Here is a 17966-nt window from a genome sequence, read left to right on the forward strand (position 1 = left end):
CCCGCGCTCACCGGGTACCCCAGTTGTAGAGCTGCTTCTGCAGCTTGGCGTAGATGAAGGTCTCCGTGGACAGCACGCCGTCGATAGGGCGGATGACGTCGTTGATCAGCGCGAGCAGCTGCTCGTCGTCCTCGCACACGACCTCCGCGAGGACGTCGAACGTTCCGACCGTGATCACGACGTAGTCGATCGCCTCGACCCGCGCGATCGCCTCGGCCACGATGCGCGTGTCGCCGGAGACGCGGATGCCGATCATCGCCTGGCGGTGGAAGCCCAGCTGCATGGGATCGGTGACCGCGACGATCTGCATGACGCCCGACTCGGTGAGCCGCTGCACCCGCTGGCGTACGGCGGCCTCGCTCAGGCCGACCACGCGGCCGATGTCGGAGTACGAGCGGCGGCCGTCCTCCTGCAGCAGCTCGATGATCGTCTTGGAGACCGCATCGAGCGAAGAGTGCTTCTTCACCGAACTCATGGTGCGATCTTCGCACTCGATGCCGTGCGCGGCAACCGATTCCGCGGCCGCTATCGCCCCGCACGCTCGATATGCGCAGGATGCGCGATCAATCCGCGACAGGCCCCAGCCAGAAGCTCGCCGCCGTGGCGTGTGCGGATTCCGGGTCAGAGGGGTGGAAGGCCCCGGCGAGCACGTCACGGTACAGGCGGGACAGCTCGTTGGCGGAGAAGTAGGAGCCGCCGCCCCCGACGAGCATGGCCTCGTCGACCACGCGCTTCGCCATCGTGATCGCCCGGTGCTTCACCCCGGAGAGGAGGGAGAACCAGCGCGCGCCGTTGTCGGCGCGCTCGTCGACGTCGCGGGCGAGTGCCGCGATCTGCGGCGGCAGGGCGTCGTAGGCGAGGGCCATGTCGGCGATCCGCCAGCGGATGTCGGGGTCCTGGCTGTAGGCGGCTCCCGTCTTCTTGGAGCGGCGCTTCCCGGCCGACAGCACGGCGAGCTCGAGTGCGCGACGCGCGATGCCCGTGTACACGGACGCCAGCAGGATCTCGAAGACCGAGAAGATGCCGAACACGATCGGGTCGGGAGTGGGCCCGGGGTCGATGCGCCGGACCACGTGCGCCGCGTCGGCGACCGCGCCGTCCAGGCGGGTGGTCCGGCTCTGCGTCCCTCGCATGCCGAGCGTGTCCCAGTCGTCGCCTGTCGTGACGGCATCCGTCCGCTCCACGAACGCGAACACGAGCTTCGGGGCGTCCGCGCTCGTCGTGTCGAGGCCGTGCAGGCCGAGTCGGGTCCAGACCGGTGCGAGCGAGGTGAAGATCTTCGTGCCGGTGAAGGCGTAGCCCCCGTCGCCGTCGGGTACGGCCGCCGTGTCGCTGCCGAACAGCACCAGATCGTTGCCGGCCTCGCTGATGCCGAAGGCGAAGACCTCGCCGGCGACCGCACCGTCCTGCACGAACTCGAGACCTGGCACTCCGCGGTCCGAGAAGACCTTCGCGACACCGGTCCAGACCAGGTGCATGTTGATGGCGAGCGCCGTGGCGGGAGCCGCGCCGGCGAGCCGCTGCTGCAGGATCGCGGCCTGGGCGAGAGTGAGACCTGCTCCGCCCCGCTGGGACGGCACGAGGATCGCGAGGTATCCGGCTGCCTTCAGGTCGTCGAGATCCGGCTGCGGGAACGTGTTTTCGCGGTCGTGGATCGGCGCACGCTCCCGGATCCGCTCGAGCAGGTCGTCGGGAAGGTAGGCGGTCGGGTCGAAGTCGCTCACTTCGGCTCCCTCCGGTCGCTCAGCGCACCGCACGCGAGTGCCTCCTGCAGCTGGCGGATGGCTTCCTCCGGCTTGTCGCGGTGCAGCGAGTGGCCGGCCCCCTCGACGACCGACATCGTGATCCGCGGGTTGGCGGCGAGCACCTCGGCGGCGAGGTCGCCGGTGAAGATGCTGTATACCGCGGGGTCGGCGGCGATCACGTGCGTGGGGACGGTCAGTCGCGCCGCGTGCGCGCGGACGTCCCACGGCTGGTTCTGGGCGCTGGTCTGCTCCACGGCCCACGCGCTCGCCCGCCGCACGGCATCGATCTTCAGCTCGTGATCCTGCGGATGCCAGTGCGGATGCTCCTGCTGCACGACCTCGATGCGGGAGTCGGCGAAGGCGCGCTCCTGGCTTCGGCGGACGATCGAGGCGTCGCGTCCGTCCACGTGGATGGCCGGGTCGATCAGCACGAGGCGGCGGGTCCACTCCGGATCGGATGCCGCGGCCACGGTGCTGGCCGCACCGCCCAAGGAGTGCCCGATGACAGCATCCCAGGCGCCGCCGGCATCCGGTGCGGTCGATACGAGGTCGGCGCCGAACGCCGCCACGGTGTAATCGAGGGAGCGCGGCGCGTCGCCGTGACCGCGGAGGTCGACAGCGGTGGCGTGCCACCCGGCCTCAGCGAGCGCGTCGCCGAGGCGCCACATGAGTGCGCCGGAGGAGCCGAGGCCGTGCACCAGGAGTGCGCGATGCGAAGCCGACGGGTCGCCCCAGGCGATGCGGGGGAGGGTGAGCGGTGCAGGCATGTCTCCAGCCTATGACCGCGCTCGCGTGGGGTCGCGTCGGAGTCAGACGATCGGGGGCATATCGGCGTGGGTCACGAGCACCCGGGCGGCGGCGGCGTGCCCGGCTGCGAGGCGCTCCGCGAGAGGTCTCTCCTCGAGAGTCGCGGCGAGGAAGCCGGAGGCGAAGGCATCGCCCGCGCCGACCGGCTCGACGACGTCGACCACCGGCGCCGGCACGAAGACGGGCTCCGCGCCGTGGGCGAACGCGGTCGCTCCGACGTCGCCGTCCTTGACCACGAGCAGGGCGCAGTTCGGCAGGAACGCGCGGATGTCGGCGGGTGTCGCCGTGCCCCAGATGCGCTCGGCCTCGTCGCGTCCGACGAAGGTGATGTCGGCGGCGTCGGCGAGGCGGGCGAGGGTTGCGGCGGCGTGCTCGCGGGACCAGAGCGGGCGCCGGTCGTTGACGTCGAACGACACGGCGGCCCCGGCCGCGCGCGCGTCGACGAACAGTTGGTCCACCATCCGCAGGCAGGAGTCCGACAGGGCCGGGGTGATGCCGGTGGTGTGCACGATCCGCACGCCCGCGAGCCTTCCGGGGGAGAGGAAGCCCGGCGCCATCGTGGCGGCTGCGGAGCCGCGACGGTAGTAGTACACCGTGGAACCCTCCGCGCCGGGGTCCTTGAACATGACGCCCGTCGGAGCGTCGGCGTCGCGCTCCACCCACAGCTCGACTCCGCGCCTGCTCAGCTCCGACAGGATGCGGTCGCCGAGCGGGTCATCTCCCAGCCGGGAGGCCCAGGCTGCGCGATGACCGGCCGCGGTGATGCCCGCGGTCACGTTGGACTCCGCGCCGGCGAGCCCGACGGTGGCGGTCTCCGCCGCGACGAGTGCGCCGCCGACCGGCGTGATCAGGGCCATGGTCTCGCCGACGCAGACGATCTCCGGTGCGGAGGAAGGGGAGGGAGAGGAGCTGCTCATGAGGGGGTGACCGCCACTGGTTCTGTATCGGGATGGGGACTCGCGTCACGGTGACGCAGATCGGGGAATGCGCGGACGAAGACCACCGCGACGATGAGGCCGACGGCGGCGAACAGAGCCGCGGCGAAGTAGGCGCCGCGCCAGTCGCCGCTGTCGACCAGGAATCCTGCCACGGCGGAGCCCGCGGCGGCGCCGATGAGCTGGCCGGTGCCGGCCCAGCCGAACGCCTCGGCCGTCTCGGAGAACTTCACACTCGCCGAGGTGATGGCGAACAGGACGGCGAGTGCGGGAGCGATGCCGATCCCGGCGAGGGCCAGGGTGCCGCCGAGCCAGAAGACGTTGAGCATCACCATGGTCAGGGCGAGGCCGACGGTCACGATGAGAAGCCGTCGCGCCATGGCCCACGGGCCGATCGGGATGTGCCCGAAGGCGAGGCCCCCGACGAGGCTGCCGGCCGAGAACACGGCGAGCACGAGCCCCGCCGTCAGGCTCCCGTGCTCGAAGGTGGCGACGACGCCGACCTCGACGGCCGCGCAGGCACCGATGAGCAGGAATCCGATGACGGTCGCGAGCATCACCGGCGGCTTGAGGACCACCGTGCCCAGCGCGTTGCGGCTGCGGGGGATGCGCACGCGTCCGACCTCGGGGGAGAGGATGAACCACGCGCCTCCGCCGACCAGGACGACGGCGACGAGCAGCAGCCCCTCCACCGTGCCGATCTGGGTGGAGACGAGCGTGATGACCACGGGCGCCAGGACCCAGATGATCTCCTGCAGCGACGCGTCGAGGGAGAACAGGGGCGTCAGCTGCGAGGAGTTGACGAGCTTGGGGTAGATCGTGCGCACCGCGGCCTGGATCGGCGGCGTCGAGAGCCCGGCGATCATGCCGAGGACCATGTAGCCCGGCACGCTGAGCGGAAGGAGGGCGAGTCCGAGAAAGGCGACCACGCACACGCTGAGCGTCAGTGTGAGCACCCGGCGCATGCCCCACGCGCCCATCCAGCGGCTGGTGACGGGGCCGGCGATCGCCTGGCCCACGCTGGTGGCCGCGAGCACGAGGCCTGCGGACCCGTACGAGCCGGTCTGCTGTTCGACGTGCAGCAGGATCGCGAGCGACGACATGCCGTTGGGGAAGCGAGCGGTCAGCTGTGCCGCGATCATGCGCGCCACACCCGGCGTGCGAAGAAGATCCCGATATCCCGCCACCAGACCACGGTACCGGGCGCGGACGATCGTCGTCGAAGCGACGACGCGCGCGACACGCCGACGACACGCCGAAGTGCTGTTTCCACAGGGGTTCGGATGTCGGAGGCCCCGCGTAGCGTGCGACCTGTGGATGGATCTCTCACAGGTCCCTCCCAGCCGCGATTTCTCGGGCTTCGAGGTGGCCTCCCCGGCAGCCGTGCCTGTGGAAGAAACGGTGGACAACCTGTGTTGTATATGGGGAGAGCGGTGGAAAACTACACGGATGTAACTACTACCCCTTGTGGTCGCCCCCAATGTCGGCACCCATATGTAGTATTGAACTCCCGGCGGCGGTCCTGCCGGAAAAGAGAGATTTGAGGGGAACAGAAGATGTCGATCACGGTCTACACGAAGCCTTCCTGCGTTCAGTGCAACGCGACGTACCGCGCTCTGGATGCCAAGGGCATCGAGTACGAGATCCACGACCTTTCGGAGGATCCGACGGCGCTCGAGCAGGTCAAGGCGCTCGGCTACATGCAGGCGCCGGTCGTCGTCACCGACGAGGACCACTGGTCGGGTTTCCGTCCCGACAAGATCGCCGAACTCGCCACACGTCTGGCTTGAATACCGTTTCGGCCTGACCTCCACCACACCCGAGGGGGAACTATGAGCGCCGCCGTCGCGACCACCGCGCCGCTCCTGGTCTTCTTCTCCAGCGTGTCCGGCAACACGGCACGCTTCATCGAGAAGCTCGGGCTCCCCGCCCGACGCATCCCGCTCCACCCGCAGGAAGAATCTCTCGTCATCGACGAGCCCTTCGTGCTGGTCACCCCCACCTACGGCGGGGGCGAGGGGCGCGGCGTCGAACGCGGGGCAGTGCCCAAGCAGGTGATCCGGTTCCTCAACGACGAGGGCAACCGGCGTCACCTCCGCGGAGTGATCTCCGCGGGAAACACGAATTTCGGCGAGTCGTTCTGTCTCGCCGGTGACATCATCAGCCGCAAGTGTCAGGTGCCTCACTTGTATCGGCTCGAGATCTTCGGCACACCAGACGATGTCGATCGCGTGAGCGACGGATTGGAACGACAGTGGACAGCACAGTTGCAGAGCAGACAGTGACCGAGACCGTGGCCTTCAAGGTGAACCCCTCCTACGAGGGGCTCGACTATCACGCGCTCAACGCGATGCTCAATCTCTACGACGCGAACGGCAAGATCCAGTTCGACGCCGACAAGCGTGCCGCGCGGGAGTACTTCCTGCAGCACGTGAACCAGAACACGGTGTTCTTCCACTCCCTCAAGGAGCGTCTCGACTACCTCGTCGAGAAGGAGTACTACGAGGGCGCCGTCATCGAGAAGTACCCGTTCGACTTCATCCAGAAGCTCAACGACCTGGCGTACTCGAAGAAGTTCCGCTTCGAGACCTTCCTCGGTGCGTTCAAGTACTACACCAGCTACACGCTGAAGACGTTCGACGGCAAGCGCTACCTCGAGCGCTTCGAAGACCGTGTCGTGATGACCGCCCTCGGACTGGCCGACGGCGACGAGAAGCTCGCGGTCGCCCTGGTCGAGGAGATCATCTCCGGCCGGTTCCAGCCGGCCACCCCGACGTTCCTCAACGCAGGCAAGGCGCAGCGCGGCGAGCTCGTCAGCTGCTTCCTGCTGCGCATCGAAGACAACATGGAGTCGATCGCCCGCGGCATCAACTCCGCGCTCCAGCTCTCCAAGCGCGGCGGCGGCGTGGCACTGCTGCTGTCGAACATCCGCGAGGCCGGAGCTCCGATCAAGCAGATCGAGAACCAGTCCTCGGGCATCATCCCCGTGATGAAGCTTCTCGAAGACAGCTTCAGCTATGCCAACCAGTTGGGTGCCCGCCAGGGCGCGGGAGCCGTGTACCTGAACGCGCACCACCCCGACATCATGCGGTTCCTCGACACCAAGCGCGAGAACGCCGACGAGAAGATCCGCATCAAGACGCTGTCGCTCGGCGTCGTCGTGCCCGACATCACCTTCGAGCTCGCGAAGAACGACGAGGACATGTACCTCTTCTCGCCGTACGACGTCGAGAAGGTCTACGGCGTTCCGTTCGGCGACATCTCGGTCACCGAGAAGTACCGCGAGATGGTCGACAACCCGCGCATCAAGAAGACGAAGATCAACGCGCGCGAGTTCTTCCAGACCGTCGCCGAGATCCAGTTCGAGTCCGGCTACCCGTACGTCATGTTCGAAGACACGGTGAACAAGGCCAACCCCATCAAGGGGCGGATCAACATGTCGAACCTCTGCAGCGAGATCCTGCAGGTGAACACGCCGACCACGTACAACGACGATCTGTCGTACGACAACATCGGCAAGGACATCTCCTGCAACCTCGGGTCGATGAACATCGCGCTGTCGATGGATGCCGACAACCTCGGCCAGACGGTCGAGACCGCGATCCGCGCTCTCACCGCGGTCAGCGACCAGAGCCACATCGGCTCGGTGCGCTCGATCGAGGACGGCAACGACCGCTCGCACGCCATCGGCCTCGGCCAGATGAACCTGCACGGCTACCTCGCTCGCGAGCACGTGTTCTACGGCTCCGAAGAGGGCATCGACTTCACGAACATCTACTTCTACACGGTGCTGTTCCACGCGCTGCGCGCCTCGAACAACATCGCAATCGAGCGCGGCACGACCTTCGACGGCTTCGAGGACTCGACGTACGCCAGCGGCACGTTCTTCGACAAGTACATCGAGCGCGCCTGGGTTCCGGAGACCGAGAAGGTCAAGGAGCTCTTCGCCGGCAAGCACATCCCGACCCAGGACGACTGGGCCGAGCTCAAGGCCTCGATCCAGAAGCACGGCATCTACAACCAGAACCTGCAGGCGGTGCCGCCGACCGGCTCGATCTCGTACATCAACAACTCGACGTCGTCGATCCACCCGATCGCCTCGAAGATCGAGATCCGCAAGGAAGGCAAGCTCGGCCGCGTCTACTACCCGGCCGCGTTCATGACGAACGACAACCTGGAGTACTACCAGGACGCGTACGAGATCGGCTACGAGAAGGTCATCGACACGTACGCCGCGGCCACGCAGCACGTCGACCAGGGTCTGTCGCTGACGCTGTTCTTCAAGGACACCGCCACCACGCGTGACATCAACAAGGCGCAGATCTACGCATGGCGCAAGGGCATCAAGACGATCTACTACATCCGCCTGCGTCAGATGGCGCTCGAGGGCACCGACATGGCCGAGTGCGTCTCGTGCATGCTCTGAGACGCTTCGTCTCGCTTCGCTCGCTCAACGACCGACTCTAGGAAAATCATGACTCCCTCACCGCTCAAGCTGGTCGACCACGTGCAGGCGATCAACTGGAACCGCATCCAGGACGAGAAGGACGTCGAGGTCTGGAACCGCCTCGTCAACAACTTCTGGCTGCCCGAGAAGATCCCGCTGTCCAACGACATCCAGTCGTGGAACACACTCACCGCCGATGAGCAGCTGCTCACGATGCGGGTGTTCACCGGCCTCACCCTGCTCGACACCGTGCAGGCGACGGTCGGCGCGGTCTCGCTGATCCCCGACGCGATCACCCCGCACGAGGAGGCCGTCTACACGAACATCGCGTTCATGGAGTCGGTGCACGCCAAGAGCTACTCCTCGATCTTCTCGACGCTCGCGTCGACCAAGGAGATCGACGAGGCGTTCCGCTGGTCGGTCGAGAACCCGAACCTGCAGAAGAAGGCGCAGATCGTCACGGAGTACTACCGCGGCGACGACCCCCTCAAGCGCAAGATCGCCTCGACGCTGCTCGAGAGCTTCCTGTTCTACTCGGGCTTCTACCTGCCGATGCACTGGTCGAGCCGGGCGAAGCTCACGAACACCGCCGACCTCATCCGTCTCATCATCCGTGACGAGGCCGTGCACGGGTATTACATCGGCTACAAGTTCCAGCGCGGGCTCGAGACGCTCGACCAGGCGCGCAAGGACGAGCTGAAGGACTACACGTTCTCGCTGCTGTACGAGCTGTACGACAACGAGGTGCAGTACACGCAGGATCTCTACGACGGCGTCGGTCTGACCGAAGACGTCAAGAAGTTCCTGCACTACAACGCCAACAAGGCGCTGATGAATCTCGGCTACGAGGCGATGTTCCCGTCGTCCGTGACGAACGTGAACCCGGCGATCCTGTCGGCCCTCTCGCCCAACGCCGACGAGAACCACGACTTCTTCAGCGGGTCGGGTTCGTCGTACGTCATCGGCAAGGCCGAGGCGACCGAGGACGACGACTGGGACTTCTGAGAGCTTCTCTTTGAGGCCCCGACGAAACGGCTGGTGAGAGGCCCGGATCCGCGAGATCTCGCGGGTTCGGGCCTCTCGCGTGCCTCTGCGGATCTTCCTGACCAGTGCGGGATAATGGCACCGTGACGCCCCGCGAGAAGCCGAAGGTTCGAGAGCTGAATCTCGCGCGCACGCTTCGCGAGATCCGCGCCGGGTCCGAGACGACGATCTCCCAGCTGGTCGGTGCGACAGGGCTGTCGAGGCCGAGCGTGAACTCCCTCATCCTGCAGCTGACGGACCTCGGCTGGGTCGAGACCGTGACGCCGACGCCGGACGGCCTCGGCGGCCGCCCTCCTCAGCGCTATCGATTCAATGCCGGGATCGGACGCCTGGTCGGGCTCGACATCGGCGTGCACCGCGTGAGCGTGGTGGTGACCGATCTCGCCGGCGAGGTGATCGCGGGTGCGAAGCTCGACGTCGACCCCGATGCGCTCCCGGATGAACGCCTCGTGCGAGTCGACGAAGCCCTCGACCTGGCCCTCGCGGAGGCCGCCGTGGCTCCCGAGGATGTCTGGTCGGTCGGCGCAGCGGTCACGGGTGCCGTCGACGCGCATGGTCGCACGTCGATGTTCAGCCCGATGCCCGGCTGGGGCGAGGTCGACCTGATCGGCCACCTCGCGTCCCGGCTGTCCTGCCCGGTCCGGGTGGAGAACGACGTCAAGCTCGCCCTTCTCGCCGAACACGCATGGGGGGCGGTGCGAGGCGCCAAGGATGTCGCCTACGTGCTCGCTGGTCAACGAACCGGTGCCGCGTCGATGGTGAACGGCCAGCTGGTGCGCGGGCACGGCGGAGCTGCCGGCGAGATCGGTGCTCTGCCAGCGGTGCACTGGCGCCGCGCGAGCGAGCGGTTGCTGCACGTGCCCGGTATGCCGGAATCACTGCGCGAGAGCGAGCGTGCCGCGTGGACATTCGAACAGGCCCAGCGTGCAGACCCGGTAGCGAAGAAGGTCGTCCGGAAGTACGCCCGGGACGTCGCAACGGGTGCAGCCGCTGTCGCCCTCACGCTCGATCCCGAGATCGTGGTGATCGGTGGTGGCAGCGCGAAATGGGCGAATCTGTGGCTCCCGGAGTTCAGCGCGATGCTGAACAAGAGCGTCGTGCGAATGCCGGAGGTCAGGGTCTCGACCCTGGGTGGCGACCACGTGGCGCGCGGCGCCGTGCGGATGGCGATGACCGAGGTGGAGCGGCGACTCCACGGCGACAGGCTCCTGCCTGCGAAACGGCCCGCCGCCGGGGAGTGACGCCGCTACATCGCGTACTGTCCCGGCACGCCGTTGATCGCGGGCTCGAAGTCCACCAGACGCGATCCGATCCGGAAACGGTACCTGTCGATCTGCTCCGTCTCCGGTTCTGCGGAGAAGAATTGGCGCATCGATCGACGCTCCTCTTCATCCAGCCACTCCGGCGGATCGGAGACCGCGCGGAAATCCGAGAGCGTCGCACAGTCCTGCAGCCATTGCATCTGCTCCGCGTTCAGCAGGTTCCGCTGTCTCCGGAAGTAGACGACATCCGGATCGAGGCCGATCAGGTCCCGCATCCAGAGGCGGTTCACGCCGTTGAACACGGCGTTGCGGGCCATGGCGTCCGAAGGGTCGTCGCTGGCGTAGTTGTCCCACATCGGCGCCACGTCGGGCCCCGTGCGGACGGCGTTCACGACGCCCAGGGAGGGGAAGATCGGCGCGCCCGAGCCGAGGATGTACGTATGGGGGCCCGCGGCCTCTCGGATCAGCTCCATCGCGCTGCGGTATGCCGTCTCGCGGTCGAGGTCCGCGCTGCGCACACCCTCCACCGCACCGGCGTTGATGAAGTCGAGCTTGAGGTACGTGAATCCCCAATCCTGGACGGCGCGGCCGATCGTCTCGACGAGGAAGTCCTGCGCGTCGGAGCGCGTGAAGTCGAACGTGTAGTAGCCGGAGCCCCAGTTGGAACCCGCGATCACGGGGGAGCCGTCCGCGCCGCGCAGCACCATCTGCGGGTTGCGCTCGACGATCTCTGCGGAGGGGAGCGCGATGAACGGAGCGATCCACAGGCCCGGTCGCATCCCTCGATCGATGATCGACGAAGCCGTGTCGCGCATGCCGGCCGCGAACTTGTCGTTCGGCTGCCAATCTCCGACGAGCTTCTCCCACCCGTCGTCGAGCTGCACGGTGTCGATCCCGAAAGCCGGCAGTTCGGGCACGATCCGGTCGAGGTCAGCGCGTGAGATCCCCTCGTAGAACGAGTACCACGAGGACCACACCTTGCCCGGGTTCTGGGCAAGCACGCCGTAGCGATCGGCGAGCAGATCGCGGTACCGGCCCATGACCTCGTGCTCGTGGTGGCCGGTGATCAGCACCCAGCTGGCGGAGCGGTTCGTCTCGGTCCACGCCGCGAGCAGGTCGCGATCGGCGTGCAGGCGAGGAGTGTCTCCCTCGAGGCATCCGAGCAGGAGCGACCGCGAGCTGTCCGTGACGACCATCATCCAGGAGGAGTGGTGCCGCTGAGGGTCGTCCCAGCCGGTGTCGTCGGCGGTCTGGCGCCGCACCGGATTCTCGACACGGAGAGGAGGTTCGTCGAGTCGTCGCCAGCCGGTCGGCGACCACGAGTTCTGCCCGTTGCGGTAGACGTCCCCGGCCGTGAATCCGTGCAGCAGGGAGATGCGCGGCGCGTTCAGGAAGGTCTCTTCCACCACATCCGTCGGGCGCGCCCAGGTCGGCCGATCCGTGACGGATCCGGTGAGCTGCATCGGTACGGCGGCATGGGTGTCGAGTGACATGGTTCTCCTCGGTGACTGCTGATGATTCGATTGACGCGCGCACTCCGTCGGCGCGCCGGCGAGTGCCGACGCGCCGACGGAGAACAGCGGCTGTTACTTGAAGAGGGCCTCGACGGCCTCGTTCGCCTCGCTCAGCGTCGATTCGGGGTCGGCGCCCTGAGCGATCGCCTGCATGGCGTCCTGGATGGTCGTGTTGACCTCCGCCGAACGCTCGAATGCCGGAATGAGGAAGGTCTCGCCGGCGTCAGCAACGCTGACGAAGGCCGAGGAGTCGAAGCCGGCGGCGTCGCGTGCCTCGAGCGCAGCATCCGTTCCCGAGTTCAGCGCCGGGAAGATCAGACCAGCGGAGCCGACGTTGTCCTGGCATTTTGCGGATGCGAGGTACTCCACCCAGGCCGCAGCCTCGTCGGGGTGCTTCGTGCCGGCCCAGACCGAGTCGGCCAGGCCGTTCGTGGCCGCCGTCCGGCCCTCAGGCCCCTCGGGCACCATGGCGAACGCGAACTCCACGGGTGCGTCTTCGGCGAGGTAGGTCGACGCCATCCAGGATCCGGTGATGGTCGAGGTGACGTTCTGGTTCTCCATCACGGCCTGCGTGCCGAGGGTGGACTGCGCCTCGAACTTGGGTGCGTAGCCGTCTTCGACCAGCGACTGCAACCAGGCCGCGGTCTCGACGAGCTCCCCGGAGTCGTAGTTGAACGTGGTCGCCCCTGCGCCCTCCTCGTCGCTGAAGGTGAAGCCGTTCGAGTGCGCGAAGTTGCCCCAGCCGTTCTGGCCGACGGCGCCGTCCGCCCACTCCGGGTAGTAGCCGTACCGGACCACGTCGTTCTTGTCGAAGGCCGGGTCGAGTCCGTTCCGACCGGCGGAGTCGACGGTCGTCGCCTTGACGAACTCGGTGAACGTGCCGCCGTCTTTCGGATTCCAGGTGAGCGTGCTGAGGTCCTCGGCGGTGTACCCCGCCTCGGTCGCCGCCTCGACGTTGTACAGCAAGGCGACGGTGTCCCAGTCCTTCGGCAGGCCGAAGCGCTTCTCGTCGGTGACCCAGCGGTCGGCGAGACCTTCCTTGTACTGGGTGAAGTCGATGTCCGACTTCTCGACGTACTCGGTGAGATCGAGCAGCTGGTTGTTCTTCACGAACTGCAGGTAGTACGAGATCTGGTTGGTGAAGACGTCGGGTGCGGTGCCCGCCGTGATCTGCGTGCTCAGGTTCTGCCAGTACTGCGCCCAGCCGGTCTGAGTGATCTTGACGGTGATGTCAGGATTCGCCGCCTGGAACTCGTCGGCGCACGCCTGGTAGAGAGGGAGTTGCGTGTCGTCCCAGAGCCAGTAGTCGAGGGTGACGGCTTCGCCGCCGCTGCCCTCATCGCTGTTCCCGGCCGAGCAGGCGGTGAGCGCCAGCAGCGACACGACTCCGATCGCTGCGAGAGACTTTGCCTTGTTCATGTGATTCCTTTCGAGTACAACCACGGTGTTGTTGACGGGTATCAGGTGGGGCACGGATACGGCTACTTGCCGCCGGAGAAGTTGAGCGACTGGACGAGCTGCTTGCCGAGGAAGATGAGGATGAGCAGCACAGGAAGCACCGAGAGGGTCGCGCCCGCCATCAGCCCCGTCCAATCGGGTGAGGTGTTCGGCGACTGCTGCTGGAAGACGCTGAGTGCGACCGTGAGCAACCGGGTGAACTCCGAGTTGCCGGCGACGAGCGGCCAGAGGTAGTCCTTCCACATGCCCACCAGGGTGATGAGCATCATGGTCGCGATGGGGCCACGGCTCATCGGCAGCGCGATGCGCCAGAAGCGGCCGAGGCTTCCGACGCCGTCGATCATCGCGGCCTCCTCGACATCCTGGGGGAGCGAGAGGAAGAACTGCCGGAGGAAGAAGATGGTGAACGGGCTCATCAGCAGGGCCGGCGCGACGAGTCCGAACATGGTGTTGAGCAGGTCGAGTTCACGCAGCAGCGCGAAGTTCGGCAGGAGGGTGAAGATGCCGGGGATCATCAGCCCGGCCAGGATGACGCCGAAGAGCACGTCGCGGCCGGGGAACTTCAAGCGGGCGAAGGCGTAGGCTGCCGCCGCGCACGATAGCGTCTGGATGATCGCGACGGATCCCGCGTAGATCACGGAGTTGATCGTGTAGCGGACGAAGTCGATGCTGGCGCCCGACCCTCCGGCGGCGACCGCTTCCTCGATGCTGGTGAGGCCCAGCACCCGCTGGAAGTTGATCAGCGTCGGGTCGGTGGGCCAGAGGAGCGACGCGTCAGCGACCAGGCCGCCGGCGGGCGTCAGTGCGGTCCGGATCATCCAGTAGAACGGGAAGACGGTCGCGATGATGGTGGCCGCCACGAGCAGCCAAGCCACCGCTCGCCCCGGGCGCACGCGCACGCTCTTGCGCATCTGCGGGCCTTTCGTCTGCATCGTTCCGGCGCTCATGCGAGGTCCGATCGGTTCGCGCGCATGAGTCTCATCTGCACGAAGGTCAGCGCGCCGAGGATGACGACGAGCAGGATGGCGATCGCCGAGGCGTAGCCCATCTGATAGAACGAGAACGCCTGCTGGTAGATGTAGTAGTAGATGACCCGTACCTCCGGGATCGGGTTGTTGCCGTAGCCGACCTGGACGAGGTCGAAAACCTGGAACGACCCGATCAGGGACACCACGAGCACCAGCGCGAGCACGGGCCGGATGAGCGGCAGCGTGATGCGGAAGAACATCCGCACCTCGCTCGCCCCGTCGAGGGCACCCGCCTCATAGAGCTCGGTCGGCACCTGCAGCATTCCCGCATAGAGCAGCAGCGCCGTGTAGCCCAGACCCGACCAGACGGAGATCAGGATGATGATCCACAGGGCCGCGTCGGCGTTGTAGAACGTGAATCCCTCGATGCCGATCGAGCCGAGCAGATTGGTCAGGAATCCGACGTTGGCGTCGAACAGCCACGCCCAGATCAGTGCGATGGCGACGTTCGGCACGAGCCAGGGGAGAAGGAGCAGGGAGCGGACCCAGGTGCGCAGCCGCAGCCGTTGCATGAAGGCGGCGAGGATCAGCGCGAGGAACATCACGATGACGATGTTCAGGATGGCGAACACGGCCGTGATGCGAAGCGAGTCCCATACCTGGGGGTCGGCGACCAGCTCCGCGAAGTTGGCGGCGCCGACGAAGTTCGGCTCGGTGAGCAGGTTGAAGTCGGTGGTCGAGTAGTACGCGCCGCGGATGGTCGGGAAGACGTAGAAGACGGCGAATCCGACCAGCGCCGGGAGCAGCAGGATGAGCGCCGCCCACTTCTCCGACCCCCGCATCCTCGAGCGCCGCGGTGCTTCCTCCGGAGGTTCCGCAGGCACGCGCCGGGTACGCGGTTCGAGGTCGGTCGTACTCGTCATCGAGATCCTCCATGCAGGACATAGGCCGGCCCGCCGCTGAGAGGGCCAAGGTTATATAAACAGGATTACGAGGTTTTGTCAAATAGCTTGCATAACCTCGGGGGGCGTGTCATCGTCGTGGGCGACGGACGACTGTCCGCAACCACACCGGCGCCGGTGGCGGTGGCGCAGCATCGCAGCTGCGTAGGCACTTCCTGGCGCCACGACACGGAAGGAAGTAGCTCATGTCAGCTGCTCGTGAAGCACGTGGGGGGACGCGACGCCTGGGAGCCATCGTGATGGCGTCCGCTCTCGTCACTCTGATTCTGGCAGGAACCGACCAGGGACGAGTGGCACAGGCCGACGTCGACGCCGGCGACGGGTAGACGCCGTGGTCACGGCCGAGGACACGTACGACTGGTCGGTCGTGGAGAGCTATCTGTCGAGCATCGCGGAACGCGGGCATCAGTCGGTGCTCCGCTTCTACCTCGACTACCCGACACGACCGAGCGGCGTGCCCGACTACCTGCTCGGCGACGGCGGGATCAGCGAGGACCGCCGCTATGACTTCTGGGACAACAACGGCATCAGCTTCTCCCCGGACTACGACGATCCGAGAGTGCTCGAGATGATCGTGGACTTCATCGGCGCGCTCGGCGAGCGCTACGACGGCGACCGCCGCATCGCCTATCTCACCGCCGGCCTGGTCGGTTTCTGGGGAGAAAATCACACCTACCCGATGAACGGAGCGGTCGAGCCGACGAATCCTGATGGCATCGACTGGATGCCGTCGGCCGCGACCATGGACACCATCTGGACCGCGTGGGACGACGCACTCGACTCCACCTGGCTGCAGGCCCGGTATCCCTCAGCCTCCGTCGCTCAGCACGGCTTCGGACTGCACGACGACTCCTTCGCATACTCCACCCTGCCGACGACCGACTGGCACTTCCTCTCGCTGGTGGCGCAGGCGGGCATGACCGATGCGTGGCAGCAGGCACCGATCGGCGGCGAGCTCTACCCGCCGCTGCCGACCTGCATCTTCTCGGAGCCGCTCGACTGCCCGAACGCCGACGCGGAGATCGCCGGTGGGCGTGACTACGACTTCTCGGGAGCGGTCGCCGCATCGCATGCGTCCTGGATCATCAACCATCAGGCCTGGGCGACCGGCTACACCGGCGCGGACCGCGAGCGCGCGGTCGCCGGCGCCGCGTCGCTCGGCTACGACCTCGCCGCCACGGCCGCAACGGTCAGCAACGACGGCAGCGCGGCATCCGTCTCGCTCACGATCACCAATCGCGGCGTGGCGCCCTTCGCGTACGACTGGCCGGGAGAGTTCGTGGTCCTCGGGGCCGATGGCGCCGTGACGGCCCGGGTGTCGGTCGACGCCGCTCCCACCGGCATCCTCCCGGGCGCGACCGCGACCGTCCAGGCGGCGATTCCGGTCGATGCGGCGACCAACGGCACCGTGGCGTTCCACGTTCCTGACGTCATGCCCGGCGGAGCTCCGCTGCGCTTCGCCAACGTGACGCAGGACCAGGATGCCGCCGCCTGTTTCGCGATAAGGCGAACGAAACTGCGACCGGAACACGAACCCTAGCTGCGGCTGCGCGCGAGGAAGCTATCGAGCACCTCGGGCGGAAGGCTCGGGACGTCGATCGGCCGCGAGCCTTCCCGGATCGACTCGGCGGCAAGTGCCCCCGCAGCGACCGCCGCACGAGCGGCCAGAGGCGACACCACGGTGGGTGCGCCGTGGAAGACGTGGCCGAGGAACTCGCGCATGGTGGCGAGGTCGGCATCCTCATGTCCGCTCGGATCGCCCTCGATCGGATACTCGGTGTCGCCGGCGACCGCCCACTCGCGTCGCCGGTTCCACACTTTGACGGTGCCGCCGGCGGTGTCGCCGATGTTCTCGAGTCGTCCCTCGGTGCCGATGACGGTGTAGTTCCGCCAGTAGTCCGGCGTGAAGTGGCACTGCTCGTAGCTGGCGAGCACTCCGTTGTCGAGGGTCATCAGCATCATCGACACGTCTTCGACATCGATGACCGGATTGAGGCCGGTGGATGCCGTGGCGGGCCAGTTGTCGAACGAGAACCAGTCGGGCATGGTCTCGCCCGGCCGCTCCCGCCGGTCGGTCACGCCGCCGTAGACCATGAGGTCACCCATGCCGACGACACGGCGGGTGTATCCGCCGGTGAGGTAGTGGATCACGTCGAGGTCGTGGCTGGCCTTCTGCAGGAGCAGGGTGTTCGTGCGGGATCGGTCGGCGTGCCAGTCGGTGAAGTAGTAGTCGCCGCCGTTGCCGACGAAGTGGCGCACCCACACGGTCTTGACCGTGCCGATGTCGCCGCGGTCGATGATCTCCTTCATGCGTCGCACGACTCCCGCGTGCCGGAAGTTGTGGCCGACGTAGAGAGCGGTTCCGGTCTCGGCCGCCACCTGCAGCACCCGATCGGCGTCCGCCAAGGTCGTCGCCAGAGGCTTCTCGAGGTAGACGGCCACTCCGGCGCGAAGCAGCTCGACGGCGATGTCGGCATGGGTGTCATCGGGTGTGGTCACGATGGCGGCGTCGATGCTCTCGGACGCCAGCAGGGTGGTGACGGCGTCGTACGCCGGCATGCCGGGGAACATCACCTCCGACCGAAGTCGGCCGGCCGTCGCGGGATCGACCGTGGCCACGACCCGTGCACCGGGCATGGCGATCGGAACATGGTGGGCGATCTCGCTTCTCGCCCCCACTCCGACGACTGCGATTTGTTTTTCGTTCGTAGACCGTTCGGTCGAGAGCGTCATGAGTCCTCCGCATCTGGTGTACCGTCATCCTGCCAGAACTGATCGTTTGTGGCGTTACGCACCTCGAAACATTCATGGTCAATCACAGAAA

At 66.7% G+C, this 17966-nt stretch carries 17 protein-coding genes; 7 read left to right on the plus strand and 10 right to left on the minus strand.

Going from position 1 to position 17966, the window contains the following annotated elements:
- Positions 1–7: 7 nt before the first annotated feature.
- The 5 genes from RS85_RS07795 to RS85_RS07815 all read right to left on the minus strand — a co-directional run bounded on the left by RS85_RS07795 (position 8) and on the right by RS85_RS07815 (position 4674).
- Positions 8–475, minus strand: a complete 468-nt coding sequence (locus tag RS85_RS07795; RefSeq protein WP_046012877.1) for an Lrp/AsnC family transcriptional regulator — start codon at positions 473–475, stop codon at positions 8–10.
- 88 nt (positions 476–563) lie between these two features.
- On the minus strand, positions 564–1724 hold the full coding sequence (locus tag RS85_RS07800) for an acyl-CoA dehydrogenase family protein (RefSeq protein WP_046012878.1): 1161 nt from the start codon (positions 1722–1724) through the stop codon (positions 564–566).
- Positions 1721–2512 carry an alpha/beta fold hydrolase gene (locus tag RS85_RS07805; RefSeq protein WP_046012879.1) on the minus strand — a complete coding sequence of 264 codons (792 nt, stop codon included), beginning with the start codon at positions 2510–2512 and terminating at the stop codon, positions 1721–1723. The genes RS85_RS07800 and RS85_RS07805 overlap by 4 nt, the downstream gene beginning before the upstream one ends.
- Before the next feature lie 42 nt (positions 2513–2554).
- The gene (locus RS85_RS07810; RefSeq protein ID WP_046012880.1) at positions 2555–3469 is read right to left on the minus strand and encodes a sugar kinase; all 915 of its coding nucleotides are present in this window, start codon (positions 3467–3469) and stop codon (positions 2555–2557) included.
- Complete coding sequence (locus tag RS85_RS07815) at positions 3466–4674, minus strand: MFS transporter (RefSeq protein WP_162836766.1); 1209 nt, start codon at positions 4672–4674, stop codon at positions 3466–3468. The genes RS85_RS07810 and RS85_RS07815 overlap by 4 nt, the downstream gene beginning before the upstream one ends.
- Before the next feature lie 369 nt (positions 4675–5043).
- Here RS85_RS07815 and nrdH point away from each other — a divergent pair, with 369 nt between their 5' ends.
- The 5 genes from nrdH (at position 5044) to RS85_RS07840 (ending at position 10219) form a co-directional block, all read left to right on the plus strand.
- A complete protein-coding gene (gene nrdH / locus RS85_RS07820; RefSeq protein ID WP_046012882.1) occupies positions 5044–5277 on the plus strand; it encodes a glutaredoxin-like protein NrdH in 234 nt (77 codons plus the stop codon).
- 42 nt (positions 5278–5319) lie between these two features.
- On the plus strand, positions 5320–5772 hold the full coding sequence (gene nrdI, locus RS85_RS07825) for a class Ib ribonucleoside-diphosphate reductase assembly flavoprotein NrdI (protein ID WP_046012883.1): 453 nt from the start codon (positions 5320–5322) through the stop codon (positions 5770–5772).
- Positions 5769–7913, plus strand: coding sequence for a class 1b ribonucleoside-diphosphate reductase subunit alpha (gene nrdE / locus RS85_RS07830; RefSeq protein ID WP_046012884.1), 2145 nt, complete (start codon positions 5769–5771; stop codon positions 7911–7913). The genes nrdI and nrdE overlap by 4 nt, the downstream gene beginning before the upstream one ends.
- Positions 7914–7961: 48 nt before the next feature.
- Positions 7962–8939, plus strand: coding sequence for a class 1b ribonucleoside-diphosphate reductase subunit beta (gene nrdF, locus RS85_RS07835; protein ID WP_046012885.1), 978 nt, complete (start codon positions 7962–7964; stop codon positions 8937–8939).
- 122 nt (positions 8940–9061) lie between these two features.
- Positions 9062–10219 carry an ROK family transcriptional regulator gene (locus RS85_RS07840; protein WP_046012886.1) on the plus strand — a complete coding sequence of 386 codons (1158 nt, stop codon included), beginning with the start codon at positions 9062–9064 and terminating at the stop codon, positions 10217–10219.
- Between the two features lie 5 nt (positions 10220–10224).
- On the opposite strand, the gene RS85_RS07845 is transcribed toward RS85_RS07840, so the two are convergent.
- The 4 genes from RS85_RS07845 to RS85_RS07860 form a co-directional block, all read right to left on the minus strand.
- Entirely contained in the window at positions 10225–11733 is a 1509-nt protein-coding gene (locus RS85_RS07845) for a glycoside hydrolase family 36 protein (RefSeq protein WP_046012887.1), read from the minus strand.
- Positions 11734–11826: 93 nt separating this feature from the next.
- Entirely contained in the window at positions 11827–13173 is a 1347-nt protein-coding gene (locus tag RS85_RS07850; protein ID WP_046012888.1) for an ABC transporter substrate-binding protein, read from the minus strand.
- A 62-nt stretch (positions 13174–13235) separates the two neighbouring features.
- Positions 13236–14159 (minus strand): carbohydrate ABC transporter permease, encoded by a 924-nt coding sequence (locus RS85_RS07855; protein WP_200894805.1) that lies wholly within the window; start codon positions 14157–14159, stop codon positions 13236–13238.
- Positions 14156–15103 (minus strand): carbohydrate ABC transporter permease, encoded by a 948-nt coding sequence (locus tag RS85_RS07860; RefSeq protein WP_200894806.1) that lies wholly within the window; start codon positions 15101–15103, stop codon positions 14156–14158. Before RS85_RS07860 ends, RS85_RS07855 begins: the two co-directional genes overlap by 4 nt.
- A 224-nt stretch (positions 15104–15327) precedes the next feature.
- Here RS85_RS07860 and RS85_RS19685 point away from each other — a divergent pair, with 224 nt between their 5' ends.
- Both RS85_RS19685 and RS85_RS07865 read left to right on the plus strand, forming a co-directional pair.
- Positions 15328–15468, plus strand: a complete 141-nt coding sequence (locus tag RS85_RS19685) for a hypothetical protein (protein ID WP_160298615.1) — start codon at positions 15328–15330, stop codon at positions 15466–15468.
- Positions 15469–15473: 5 nt separating this feature from the next.
- Complete coding sequence (locus tag RS85_RS07865) at positions 15474–16682, plus strand: DUF4832 domain-containing protein (protein WP_052703478.1); 1209 nt, start codon at positions 15474–15476, stop codon at positions 16680–16682.
- On the opposite strand, the gene RS85_RS07870 is transcribed toward RS85_RS07865, so the two are convergent.
- Complete coding sequence (locus RS85_RS07870; protein WP_046012891.1) at positions 16679–17875, minus strand: Gfo/Idh/MocA family protein; 1197 nt, start codon at positions 17873–17875, stop codon at positions 16679–16681. The genes RS85_RS07865 and RS85_RS07870 overlap by 4 nt on opposite strands.
- Positions 17876–17966: the final 91 nt, after the last annotated feature.

This window comes from Microbacterium sp. SA39 (genome assembly GCF_000967865.1).
In the GTDB taxonomy this organism is placed as follows: Bacteria; Actinomycetota; Actinomycetes; order Actinomycetales; family Microbacteriaceae; genus Microbacterium.

What these genes read in the sequence shown, in the direction of transcription:
- RS85_RS07795 (WP_046012877.1), bottom strand. Translation starts at nt 475, where the DNA reads ATGAGTTCGGTGAAGAAGCACTCTTCGCTCGATGCGGTCTCCAAGACG.
- RS85_RS07805 (WP_046012879.1), bottom strand. Translation starts at nt 2,512, where the DNA reads ATGCCTGCACCGCTCACCCTCCCCCGCATCGCCTGGGGCGACCCGTCG.
- RS85_RS07810 (WP_046012880.1), bottom strand. Translation starts at nt 3,469, where the DNA reads ATGAGCAGCTCCTCTCCCTCCCCTTCCTCCGCACCGGAGATCGTCTGC.
- nrdH (WP_046012882.1), top strand. Translation starts at nt 5,044, where the DNA reads ATGTCGATCACGGTCTACACGAAGCCTTCCTGCGTTCAGTGCAACGCG.
- nrdI (WP_046012883.1), top strand. Translation starts at nt 5,320, where the DNA reads ATGAGCGCCGCCGTCGCGACCACCGCGCCGCTCCTGGTCTTCTTCTCC.
- nrdF (WP_046012885.1), top strand. Translation starts at nt 7,962, where the DNA reads ATGACTCCCTCACCGCTCAAGCTGGTCGACCACGTGCAGGCGATCAAC.
- RS85_RS07845 (WP_046012887.1), bottom strand. Translation starts at nt 11,733, where the DNA reads ATGTCACTCGACACCCATGCCGCCGTACCGATGCAGCTCACCGGATCC.
- RS85_RS07850 (WP_046012888.1), bottom strand. Translation starts at nt 13,173, where the DNA reads ATGAACAAGGCAAAGTCTCTCGCAGCGATCGGAGTCGTGTCGCTGCTG.
- RS85_RS07855 (WP_200894805.1), bottom strand. Translation starts at nt 14,159, where the DNA reads ATGAGCGCCGGAACGATGCAGACGAAAGGCCCGCAGATGCGCAAGAGC.
- RS85_RS07860 (WP_200894806.1), bottom strand. Translation starts at nt 15,103, where the DNA reads ATGACGAGTACGACCGACCTCGAACCGCGTACCCGGCGCGTGCCTGCG.
- RS85_RS19685 (WP_160298615.1), top strand. Translation starts at nt 15,328, where the DNA reads ATGTCAGCTGCTCGTGAAGCACGTGGGGGGACGCGACGCCTGGGAGCC.
- RS85_RS07870 (WP_046012891.1), bottom strand. Translation starts at nt 17,875, where the DNA reads ATGACGCTCTCGACCGAACGGTCTACGAACGAAAAACAAATCGCAGTC.